This is a genomic window from Polaromonas sp. LjRoot131 (assembly GCF_964252805.1).
Classification (GTDB): Bacteria; Pseudomonadota; Gammaproteobacteria; order Burkholderiales; family Burkholderiaceae_C; genus Polaromonas.
The window spans coordinates 639,174-650,537 of record NZ_CAXUPF020000001.1; the positions used below are offsets into that span (position 1 = coordinate 639,174).

Sequence of the window (11,364 nt, forward strand, 5' to 3'; positions counted from 1 at the left end):
AAAGGCTGGCCGGAATGCTTGAAAAGCGCCTCCCGCGCCCCATGTCTGGGTTGATTGTGTTTCGCCGGGCCATGCAACTGGCTGCCACGGCCAACGTTTAAGGTTTATATGTCCGGACAAACTTCATTGCCTTCCACCCCCATCGACCTGCCGCTCCTGCCTTTGCGGGACGTGGTGGTGTTTCCGCACATGGTGATCCCGCTGTTCGTGGGCCGTCCCAAGAGCATCAAGGCGCTGGAGTCGGCGATGGAGGCCGAGCGCCGCATCATGCTGGTGGCGCAAAAAGCCGCCGCCAAGGACGAGCCCTCGGTCGAGGACATGTTCGAAGTCGGCTGCGTCGCCACCATCCTGCAACTGCTCAAGCTGCCCGACGGCACGGTGAAGGTGCTGGTTGAAGGCCAGCAGCGCGCCACCGTCAACAAGATTGAAGAGGGCGAGCAGCATTTCTCGGCCAATGTCACGCCCGTCGAGACGGTGGCCGTGATCGCCGGCGACAAGACCAGCGAAATCGAGGCCCTGCGCCGCGCCGTGATGCAGCAATTCGACCACTACGTCAAGCTGAACAAGAAAATCCCGCCCGAAATCCTCACTTCGATCTCCAGCATCGACGACGCCGGCCGCCTGGCCGATACGATCGCCGCGCACCTGCCCCTCAAGCTTGACGCGAAGCAGGTGATCCTGGACCTGGCCAACGTCAAGGCGCGGCTTGAGAACCTCTACGAGCAACTCGAGCGCGAGGTCGACATCCTCAACGTCGACAAGAAAATCCGCGGCCGCGTGAAGCGCCAGATGGAAAAGAACCAGCGCGATTTCTACCTCAATGAGCAGGTCAAGGCCATCCAGAAGGAACTGGGCGAAGGCGAAGAGGGCGCCGACATTGAAGAGATCGAAAAGAAGATCAAGACCGCCAAGATGCCGCAGGAAGCCCGCAAGAAGGCCGAGAGCGAGCTCAAGAAACTCAAGCTGATGTCGCCCATGTCCGCCGAGGCGACCGTGGTGCGCACCTACATCGACGTGCTGACCGGCCTGCCCTGGAGCAAGAAGACCAAGATCAAGCACGACCTGGGCAATGCCGAGAACGTGCTGAACGAAGACCACTACGGGCTCGAGAAGGTCAAGGACCGCATCGTCGAATACCTCGCGGTGCAGCAGCGCGTCGACAAGCTCAAGGCGCCCATCCTGTGCCTCGTCGGGCCTCCCGGGGTGGGCAAGACCTCGCTGGGCCAGTCCATCGCCAAGGCGACGGGCCGCAAGTATGTGCGCATGGCTCTGGGCGGTATGCGCGACGAGGCGGAAATCCGCGGCCATCGCCGCACCTACATCGGCGCCTTGCCCGGCAAGGTTCTGCAAAGCCTGACCAAGGCCGGCACGCGCAACCCGCTGTTCCTGCTCGACGAGATCGACAAGCTGGGCACCGACTTCCGCGGCGACCCTTCCAGCGCCTTGCTGGAGGTGCTGGACCCGGAGCAGAACCACACCTTCGGCGACCACTACGTCGAGGTCGACTTCGACCTGAGCGACGTGATGTTCGTGGCCACCTCGAACTCGATGAACATTCCGCCGGCCCTACTGGACCGCATGGAAGTCATCCGCCTGTCCGGTTACACCGAAGATGAAAAAACCAGCATCGCCATGCGCTACCTGCTGCCCAAGCAGGTCAAGAACAACGGCGTGAAGGAGGACGAGCTGGAAGTGCAGGAGCAGGCCGTGCGCGACATCGTGCGCTACTACACGCGCGAAGCCGGCGTGCGTTCGCTGGAGCGCGAACTCTCCAAGATCTGCCGCAAGGTCATCAAGGGTATCCAGCTGAAGAAGATGGAGCCCAAGGTTATCGTCACGCCGGACAACCTCAACGATTTCCTGGGCGTGCGCAAGTTCAACTACGGCCGCGCCGAGCAGCAAAACCAGGTTGGCCAGGTCGTAGGCCTGGCATGGACCGAAGTCGGCGGCGACCTGCTGACGATTGAAGCCGCCATGATGCCCGGCAAGGGCGTGATCACGCGCACCGGATCTCTGGGCGACGTCATGAAAGAATCCGTTGAGGCCGCGCGCACTGTGGTGCGCAGCCGCTCCAAGATGCTTGGCATCAAGGACGAGATGTTCGAAAAGCGCGACATCCACATCCACGTGCCCGACGGCGCGACGCCTAAGGACGGGCCGAGCGCCGGCGCCGCGATGACGACGGCCTTTGTGTCCGCCATGACGGGCATCCCGGTGCGCGGCGACGTCGCCATGACCGGTGAGATCACGCTGCGCGGTGAAGTCACGGCGATCGGCGGGCTGAAGGAAAAATTGCTGGCGGCTTTGCGCGGCGGCATCAAGACCGTGCTGATCCCCGAAGAAAATGCCAAAGACCTGCAGGAGATTCCCGACAACGTCAAAAGCGGTCTGGAGATCGTGCCGGTGAAATGGATAGACCAGGTGCTGCAGGTTGCACTCGAACGCCAGCCCGTTCCCCTGACGGATGAAGAGGCTGCTGTCGCCGCGACGGCCGCTGCGGCCGCGCCGGCGGAAGTCGCGGGCACGGTCAAACATTAAGTCTTTGGCAAAGTTTTTTTGGACAGTTTGGAAAAGCCGAAAAACTACGCTATAATTTGAGGCTGTTATCGCGGGAGTAGCTCAGTTGGTAGAGCGCAACCTTGCCAAGGTTGAGGTCGAGAGTTCGAGACTCTTCTCCCGCTCCAATTTAAAGGGCAGCACTTCAAAATGCTGTCCTTTTTCATTGGGGGTTTCATATAAATAGTCGGCAAGCCAGTGGGCTTGCCGAGGCAGACAGAATACGGCGCGGTAACAAAGCGGTTATGTACCGGATTGCAAATCCGGCTAGCCCGGTTCGACTCCGGGCCGCGCCTCCACCAAACCCTTGCAATCAGCCCCAGCCATGGGGCTTTTTTGTTTGACAATACGCTGTGAGGCGCTTGGCCGGATGTTCTGCACGTATCCTTGCGTAAAGCGTTTGAGCCTGAGTGGTGAAATAGGTAGACACAGCGGACTTAAAATCCGCCGCTTCGTGAATAGCGGGCGTACCGGTTCGATTCCGGTCTCAGGCACCACAGCGGCTCACCCATGCGCCGGGCGCGCCTTTGAAAACTGGGTAAGATAAATTCCATCATGTCCCGTTACAACACACCTTTTGAGATCCACGTGCACGGCGAAGTGCCTTTGCGTGTGGACGTTACCTTTGAGCAGCTGCAGGAGGCCCTGAAGCCGCTGTGGAAGTACGCGGGTTCCAAATCCCTGGCGGCGGCCGCCGCGAGCGCCTATGAGGAAGAGCCGGGCATACGCTTCGACGTCCACAAACATTTGCTGCAGATGTGCTGGACGGTACCGGGCGACGAGGACTTCCGCCAGGCGCTCGACGAAATGTGCATGGGACTCAATGACCTTGCCGAGGCGGGCGCGCCCATCGAAGTGACGTTTTACGATTCCGACTTCGACGAAGACGAAAGCGACGAGGATGAAGAAGCGCGTGACGACTTCGCGATGTACTTCGTCGGCCCGACGCCGGCCGCCATCATGCAGGTCCAGCGCGACCTGCTGGTGCAGGACATGATTGGCCTGATGGAGCGCCACTTCGACGGTTCCGAGCTCGGCGAGGTCGTCGCGGCGGTCGACAAACTGTTCGAGCAGCGTTTTGACGCCCTGGTCAACTCCATGCAGCTCGGCAAGCCGCCACGCGGACTGGGCGGGCCGCAAGGCGGCTCAGGCCACGGCGGCGGCCGCAAGCCGAGGCACCTGCACTAGCAGGGCACTAGGGCGTGGAAACGCCGCAGGGGGCCGTGGCGCTTTGCGGCTCTCCGGGAAAACTCAGGCCGCGCAGGTAGACGTCAATCGCGCACTGGCCCACTTCCAGCAGGTCAAAAGCCTGCGGGTCCAGCAACCAATTCTGAATCAGCCCATCGATCAGGGCATGCAGACCCTGCGCGCCCACCGATGCCGGCACCGGCAAGGTCAGGCTCATCTGGCCGGCGGCGGTTTCCATGCCCTGCTGGATGCGTTCCAGAAAACCGTTGCGCACCGCGAGGTGGCGAAGCCGGACGGCCTGGAGCTCCTCCACATATTCGACTTTCTGCGTCGCGACCTCAAATACCCGGCGGGTCTGTGCGTCGGTCACGATCTGCCGCAGGGCATTGACGGTGGACAGCCGTATCCGCTCTATCGCGTTGAGGCTGGCTTCGCCCGGCGCTTCCTGTTTCTCGTTCTCATGGTTGAAGGACTCCTCCAGTGGCAGCGTGACCCGCTCCATCATTGCGTTGAACAGGTCTGCCTTGTCCTTGAAGTGCCAGTACACGGCGCCGCGGGTGGCACCCGCGCGGCGGGCGATGTCCTGCAGGCTGGTGCGCGATACCCCTTGCGCCTGAAACAGATGTTCAGCCGCATCCAGCAGCTTGTGGCGGGTGGCTAAAGCCTCTTCTTTTGTTCGACGGGCCATCGACTGCCTCCAAGGTAAATTCCGGGTAAATTCCCGGATTGTTGTTATACATTCATAAATGTATGTAAACTATAACACTCGCAAAAACCCTTATTCTTTCCGTTTTCGGCGAATGAGCTGTGCCTCAATCGCCGACTGCCTCTTCCGCTTTGCGCTTTTTTCCCAAAATTTCGAGGAATAGCATGCCCAAGTCTCGCCTTGTCCCTTCTGTTGCCCGCTTCGTTGCCCCTTCCTTTGTACCCCCTCAACTCGTGAAATACCAGCCTCTTGCTGTCGCAGCGGCGCTGGCTTTGTTTCTGGCCGGATGCGGCAAGGGCGGCGGTGCACCCGGCGGGGCGCCGCCGCCGGCCGAAGTCGGTGTGGTCACGGTCACCCAGGGCGACGTAGGCCTGATCACCGAATTGCCAGGCCGCCTGGAAGCATCGCGTGTGGCCGAAGTCAGGGCGCGCGCCGCCGGCATCCTGCAAAAGCGCCTGTTTCGCGAGGGCAGCGACGTCAAGGAAGGCCAGCAACTGTTCAGCATCGATGCCGCACCCTACGCGGCCGCGGCCGCCAGCGCCAGAGCCAGCCAGGCCCGCGCCGAAGCCAACCTGGCGCAGGCAACTTCGCTGGCCGAGCGCTACAAGCCGCTGGTCGAGGCCAACGCCGTCAGCAAGCAGGAATACGCCACCGCCGTGGCCGCGCAGAAGCAGGCCGAAGCCGACGTGGCCGTGGGCAAGGCCAGCGTGCAGACCGCCAGCATCAACCTGGGTTATGCCTCGGTGACGGCGCCGATCTCGGGCCGCATCGGCCGCGCACTGGTGACCGAAGGCGCGCTGGTCGGGCAGGGCGAGGCCACGCAGCTTGCCGTGATCCAGCAGATCAACCCCATGTACGTCAACTTCACGCAGTCGGCGCCCGAGGTCATGAAGCTGCGCGCCGCGATGGACAGCGGCCAGTTCAAGCGCGCCAGCGGCGCTGAAGCCGCCAGCGTGCGCGTCGTGCTCGAAGACGGCAGCGAATACGCGCGTCCCGGCCGCCTGCTGTTTTCCGACCTGACGGTGGACGCCACGACCGGGCAGATCACCCTGCGCGCCGAAGTACCCAACCCCGGCGGCCAGTTGCTGCCGGGCCTGTACGTGCGCGTGCGCCTCGAACAGGCGCAGGCCAGCAATGCCGTCACCTTGCCGCAGCAAGCCGTCACGCGCACGGCGCAGGGCGACACCGTCATGGTGGTGGGCGCCGACGGCAAGGTCAGCCCGCGCACCATCAAGATCGGTTCGGCCCAAGGCAACCAGTGGGTGGTGCTGGACGGCCTGAAGACCGGGGAGCAGGTCATGGTCGACGGCTTCCAGAAGCTGCAGCCCGGCGCCACCGTCAAGCCCGTGCCGTGGCAGGCGCCCGGTGCCAAGCCCGCCGCGGGCGCGGCGTCCGCCCCGGCGGCGCCGGCATCAGGCGCATCCGCCGCGAAACCCGCCGCTTCCGCAGCATCCGCGGCAGCGAAGTAAGGAGCCCAGCACATGGCCAAGTTTTTTATCGATAGGCCGATCTTTGCCTGGGTGATCGCATTGTTCATCCTGGTGATGGGCGGCGTGGCGATCACGCAGCTGCCGATCTCCCAGTACCCGCCCGTGGCGCCGCCCGCCATCGTCGTCAATACCGCCTACCCGGGCGCTTCGGCCCAGACGCTGGAGGACAGCGTGCTGTCGGTGATCGAGCGCGAAATGAACGGTTCGCCCGGCCTTATTTATATGGAATCGGTCGCCCAGGCCGACGGCACCGGCAGCATCACGCTGAGCTTCGAGCCCGGCACCAACCCCGACCTGGCGCAGGTGGACGTGCAGAACCGGCTCTCGCGCGCCTCGCCGCGCCTGCCCGCCGCGGTGACGCAGCAAGGCGTGCGCGTCGACAAGTCGCGCTCCAACTTCCTGCTGTTCACCATGCTTTCGTCAGACAACCCGGCGCACGACCCAGTGGCGCTGGGCGACTACGCCTCGCGTAACATCGTGCCCGAGCTGCAGCGCGTCAAAGGCATCGGCCAGGCCCAACTGTTCGGCAGCGAACGCGCCATGCGCATCTGGCTGGACCCGGCCAAGCTGCGCGGCGTCAGCCTCTCGGCGAACGACGTCAACACTGCGATCCGCGCGCAGAATGCCCAGGTGTCCGCCGGCAGCATCGGCGACCGGCCCAATGTGGCCGGGCAGGGCATCGCGGCCACCGTGGTGGTCAACGGCCAGCTCGCCAACGTTGAGCAGTTCGGCAACATCGTACTGCGCGCCAACACCGATGGCTCGGCGGTGCGCCTTAAGGACGTCGCACGCATCGAACTCGGCGGCCAGTCCTACGCGACCTCGGCGCGCCTGAACGGCAAGCAGGCCATCGGTATCGGCGTGCAGCTCGCGCCCAGCGGCAATGCCCTGGCTTCGGCCAAGGCCGTGCGCGCAAAGATGACCGAGCTCGAGCGCTACTTCCCGCAAGGCATGAAGTGGAGCATCCCCTACGACAGCTCGCGCTTCGTCAAGATTTCGATCTCGCAAGTGGCCGAGACGCTGTTCGAGGCGGTGGCGCTGGTGTTCCTGGTGATGTTCCTGTTCCTGCAAAACTGGCGCTACACCATCATCCCGACCATCGTCGTGCCTATCGCACTGCTGGGTACTTTCGCCACACTGCTGGCGCTCGGTTTCTCGATCAACGTGCTGACCATGTTCGGCATGGTGCTGGTCATCGGTATCGTGGTGGACGATGCGATCGTGGTGGTCGAGAACGTCGAGCGCATCATGACCGAGGAGGGTCTGCCGCCGCTGGAGGCCACCCGCAAGGCCATGGGCCAGATTTCCGGCGCCATCATCGGCGTGACCGTGGTGCTGATCTCGGTGTTCGTTCCGCTGGCTTTCTTCGCGGGCTCGACCGGCAACATCTACCGGCAGTTCTCGGCGGTGATGGTCTCATCCATCGCCTTTTCGGCCTTCATGGCCCTGTCGCTCACGCCGGCGCTGTGCGCCACGCTGCTCAAGCCGGTCGAGGCCGGGCACCACCATGCCAAGACCGGTTTCTTCGGCTGGTTCAACCGCGGTTTTTCGCGCACGGCCAAGAGCTATGAAAGCATGGTCGCGCGCATCCTCAAGCGCGCGGCGCGCTACCTCATCATCTACGTGGCCATCATCGGCGCGGTCGCGGTGGTCTACCTGCGTCTGCCCACCTCATTCCTGCCCAATGAAGACCAGGGCAACCTGCTGGTGAACGTGCAGTTGCCGCCGGGCGCGACCTACGAGCGCACGCTCTCGGTGATGCAAACCGTCGAGGGCTTCATGCTCAAGCAGCCCGAAGTCGAAAGCATGGTCGGCGTGCTGGGCTTCAGCTTCTCGGGCCAGGGCCAGAATGCCGCGCTTGCTTTCGTCACGCTCAAGGACTGGAAGGAGCGCGACGGCGAACAGCATTCGGCCAGCGCTGTGGCGGGCCGCGCCTTCGGTGCGCTCATGGGTGTGCGCGACGCCTTCATCTACCCGCTGAGCCCGCCGCCGATTCCTGAACTCGGCACGGCTTCGGGCTTCAGCTTCCGCCTGCAGGACCGCGGCGGCGCGGGCCACCAGGCCCTCGTCAACGCGCGCAACCAGTTGCTGGGCATGGCTTCCAAGAGCCCGGTGCTTGCGCAGGTGCGCCCTGACGGCCTGGAAGACGCGCCGCAGCTGCAGATCGACATCGACCGCGACAAGGCCAATGCGCTGGGCGTCACCTTCGACTCAATCAACTCCGTGCTGTCGACCTCGCTGGGCTCGAGCTATGTGAACGACTTCCCGAACCAGGGCCGCCTGCAGCGCGTGGTGGTGCAGGCCGACGCGCCGGCACGCATGCAGCCCGACGACTTGCTCAGGCTCAACGCCAGCAACAGCAAGGGCCAGCCCGTGCCGCTGTCGGCTTTTGCCAGCACGCGCTGGATCACCGGCGCCATGCAGACAGTGCGCTACAACGGCTACCCCGCGATGCGCATAGGCGGCAGCGCCGCACCGGGCTACAGCACCGGCGCCGCGATGGCAGAGATGGAAAAACTCGCGGCCCAGCTGCCGCAGGGCTTCGGCTTTGAATGGACCGGCCAGTCGCGCGAGGAAAAACTCGCCGGCTCCCAGGCCACGCTGCTCTACGGCTTCGCCATCCTGGCGGTGTTCCTGTGCCTGGCCGCGCTGTATGAGAGCTGGAGCATTCCGCTGGCGGTGATCCTGGTCGTGCCGCTGGGCGTGATCGGCGTGCTGCTGGCCACCTTGTTCCGCAGCTACGCGAACGACGTGTACTTCCAGGTCGGCCTGATCACCATCATCGGCCTGTCGGCGAAGAACGCGATTCTGATCATCGAGTTCGCCAAGGACCTGCAGGCGCAGGGCAAAGGCGTGATCGAGTCCGCCCTGGCGGCGGCCCACCTGCGATTCCGCCCCATCGTCATGACCTCGTTGGCCTTCGGCCTGGGTGTGGTGCCGCTGGTGATCGCCTCCGGCGCGGGCTCCGCGAGCCAGCGCGCCATCGGCACCGGCGTGATCGGCGGCATGATCACCGGCACGGCCCTGGCGGTGATTTTTGTCCCCGTGTTCTTTGTGGTGGTGCGCGGCCTCTTCAAGGGCAGCGAACGGCAGAACAGGATGTATTCCGAGCATGCCAAAGCGGCAGGCATCACCGGAGAGGAAGGAAATGAAGGCAAGGCCCATGACTAAGACAAGGCTCCCACAACTTCTGGCGCTGGGCGCGGCAGCGATGCTGGCCGGCTGCTCGATGATCCCGAAGTACGAAAGGCCGGCCGCACCAGTGGCCGACCAATACCCCACCGCCTCTGGCTGGATAGCCGAGTCGGCGCAGACGCAGTCCACGACTGGAACGCCCGCCGCGGCCGACATCGAGTGGCAGACGTTTTTCAGCGACCCGCAATTGCGCAAGCTGATCGACGCGGCGTTGCGCAACAACCGCGACCTGCGCATCGCCGTGCTCAACATCGAGCAGGCGCGCGCGCAATACCGCATCCAGCGCGCAGACCAGTTCCCGACCATCAACGCCGGCATCACCGGTTCGCGCCAGCCCAATGCCAACGGCAACGGCAGCATCACCAGCGCCTACACCGGCGGTTTGCTGATGACGTCCTACGAGCTGGATTTCTTCGGCCGCGTCGCCAGCCTCAAGGAGGCGGCACTGGCGCAATACCTGGCGACGGAAGAGGGGCGCAAGACCACCCAGATCAGCCTGATCGCCGCGGTGGCCAACACCTACCTGAGCCTGCTGGCCGATGAAGAACTCCTGGCGATCACGCAGCAGACGCTGGCCACGCGCGAGGAATCCTTCAAGCTCAGCAAGCTGCGTTTTGACAACGGCGTCACCTCCGAACTGGACTTCCGCCAGGCCGAGTCGCTGACCGAGGCGGCCCGTGTCTCGCTGGCCCAGCAGGTGCGCCAGCGCGCGCTGGACCAGAATGCCCTGACCCTGCTGATAGGCCAGCCTCTCACTGGCGAGCTGGCCGTGGCCCTGCCGGCCGGCAAGGGCCTGGCCGATGCGCCCCTGATGGTCGATGTGCCCGCGGGCCTGCCTTCCGACCTGCTGACCCGCCGCCCCGACGTGCGCCAGGCCGAGCAACTGCTGCTGTCCGCCAATGCCGACATAGGTGCAGCGCGTGCGGCATTTTTCCCGCGCATTTCGCTTACGGCCAGCGCCGGCAGCGCCAGTTCGCACCTGAACGGCCTCTTCAAGAGCGGCTCCTACGGCTGGACCCTGGCGCCGCAACTGATCCTGCCGCTGTTTGACGCGGGCCGCAACCGCGCGGGCCTGGACTCGGCCAACGCGGGGCGTGACATCGCCATCGCCCAGTACGAGAAGTCCATCCAGACGGCTTTTCGCGAAGTGGCCGATGCCCTGGCCGGCCGCGCCACCCTGGGCGAGCAGCTGCGCGCCCAGCAGGCCCAGGCAAATGCCGAGGCCACGCGCTTCAAGCTGGCCGACCTGCGCTACCAGAACGGCGTGGCCAGCTACCTGGACCAGCTTGACGCCCAGCGCGCCTTGTTCACCGCGCGCCAGGCCGTGGTGCAAACCCGGCTGGCCCAGCTGCAAAGCCAGGTCACGCTCTACAAGACGCTGGGCGGTGGCTGGAAGGAGCCGCCTCCCGAGCCGGCCCTTAGCCTGAAGTCCGACACCCAGCTCAGCCGCTGAGCGCAGGCCCATCCGGGGCCTAAGCCCGGTCCTTGAGCTGGTTCGAAAAATCGTGGTTGACGTCGCGGTGGCCCGCTTCGTCATCACGGACCACCAGGATCACGTCGCGCAGCCGCGCGTCCGGGGCCAGCTTCCAGTAATCGATGGCGATCTGCGGTGCTGCCACGTTCTCGTACTGCCCGCCGTCTATGCCCGCCAGGTATTCGGTGTAGCTGTAGACGGCCTCTTCCTCAAAGTAGCCGACCAGCCTGTGCGCCGTGCGTGAGGACAGCAGGTACAGCAGGAAGAACAGGTTGTAAAAAATCCCCTGCGCGAGCATCACCATCCAACGCTCCAGCTGGCTTGGCCTGGCGATCTGGATAAAGGTCATCAGATGCATGCGCTCGTTTTCGGCCTCGTCCAGCAGGGTGCGGATCCAGCCTTCATCATCCTTCATGCTGCGCAGGGACTTCAGGTGGACCAGCGCGCCGCCCACCATGCCAGGCACGGCGGCCACGGTTTCCAGCACCACGGCGCGGTTGCCATAACGGCCGGCGAAAAAGGTGTCGGCCAGAAAGCGCAAAAACCGGGTCGCGCGCCAGGCGAACCAGTCAGAAAAATCGGACGGCACGTGGTGTGCCTGAAGTGGTGCGGCTGAAGGCATGAGCGGTTCTCCTGGAGCGCTCACGGGTGATGCGGGATGCCCACCCGTGAACGGAAACTGCTATAAATTTTGCAGCGCAAAGTGCCCGCTGGTATTAGGCTGAGAGTTTATTGGAGCACGAATCGTCGTGAAA

The 11,364-nt window shown here is 64.1% G+C and carries 7 protein-coding genes and 3 tRNA genes; 8 read left to right on the top strand and 2 right to left on the bottom strand.

Translation table 11 applies throughout. From position 1 onward, the window contains the following. Positions 1-108: 108 nt before the first annotated feature. From lon to ACSQ27_RS03080, 5 genes are all read left to right on the top strand, one after another. Positions 109-2,538, top strand: a complete 2,430-nt coding sequence (lon, locus tag ACSQ27_RS03060) for an endopeptidase La (protein WP_436154013.1) — start codon at positions 109-111, stop codon at positions 2,536-2,538. A gap of 70 nt (positions 2,539-2,608) precedes the next feature. Continuing rightward, positions 2,609-2,684, top strand: a tRNA-Gly gene (locus ACSQ27_RS03065). 97 nt (positions 2,685-2,781) lie between these two features. After that, positions 2,782-2,855: transfer RNA gene (locus tag ACSQ27_RS03070), tRNA-Cys, on the top strand. A gap of 105 nt (positions 2,856-2,960) precedes the next feature. Further along, positions 2,961-3,053, top strand: a tRNA-Leu gene (locus ACSQ27_RS03075). 58 nt (positions 3,054-3,111) lie between these two features. Next, positions 3,112-3,744, top strand: a complete 633-nt coding sequence (locus ACSQ27_RS03080; protein ID WP_436154014.1) for a DUF6806 family protein — start codon at positions 3,112-3,114, stop codon at positions 3,742-3,744. 7 nt (positions 3,745-3,751) lie between these two features. Here the strand turns inward: ACSQ27_RS03080 and ACSQ27_RS03085 are convergent, their stop codons facing one another. Beyond that, positions 3,752-4,432 carry a TetR family transcriptional regulator gene (locus tag ACSQ27_RS03085; RefSeq protein WP_436154015.1) on the bottom strand — a complete coding sequence of 227 codons (681 nt, stop codon included), beginning with the start codon at positions 4,430-4,432 and terminating at the stop codon, positions 3,752-3,754. Positions 4,433-4,614: 182 nt separating this feature from the next. On the opposite strand from ACSQ27_RS03085, the gene ACSQ27_RS03090 reads away from it, so the two are divergent. From ACSQ27_RS03090 to ACSQ27_RS03100, 3 genes are read left to right on the top strand one after another with little or no spacing between them, the layout of a single operon-like run. Beyond that, a complete protein-coding gene (locus ACSQ27_RS03090; protein WP_436154016.1) occupies positions 4,615-5,919 on the top strand; it encodes an efflux RND transporter periplasmic adaptor subunit in 1,305 nt (434 codons plus the stop codon). A gap of 12 nt (positions 5,920-5,931) precedes the next feature. Then, positions 5,932-9,111, top strand: a complete 3,180-nt coding sequence (locus ACSQ27_RS03095; protein WP_436154017.1) for an efflux RND transporter permease subunit — start codon at positions 5,932-5,934, stop codon at positions 9,109-9,111. Beyond that, a complete protein-coding gene (locus ACSQ27_RS03100) occupies positions 9,104-10,588 on the top strand; it encodes an efflux transporter outer membrane subunit (protein WP_436154018.1) in 1,485 nt (494 codons plus the stop codon). Before ACSQ27_RS03095 ends, ACSQ27_RS03100 begins: the two co-directional genes overlap by 8 nt. A 19-nt stretch (positions 10,589-10,607) precedes the next feature. Here the strand turns inward: ACSQ27_RS03100 and ACSQ27_RS03105 are convergent, their stop codons facing one another. Then, positions 10,608-11,231, bottom strand: coding sequence for an alternative oxidase (locus ACSQ27_RS03105; RefSeq protein ID WP_436154019.1), 624 nt, complete (start codon positions 11,229-11,231; stop codon positions 10,608-10,610). Positions 11,232-11,364 lie beyond the last annotated feature (133 nt).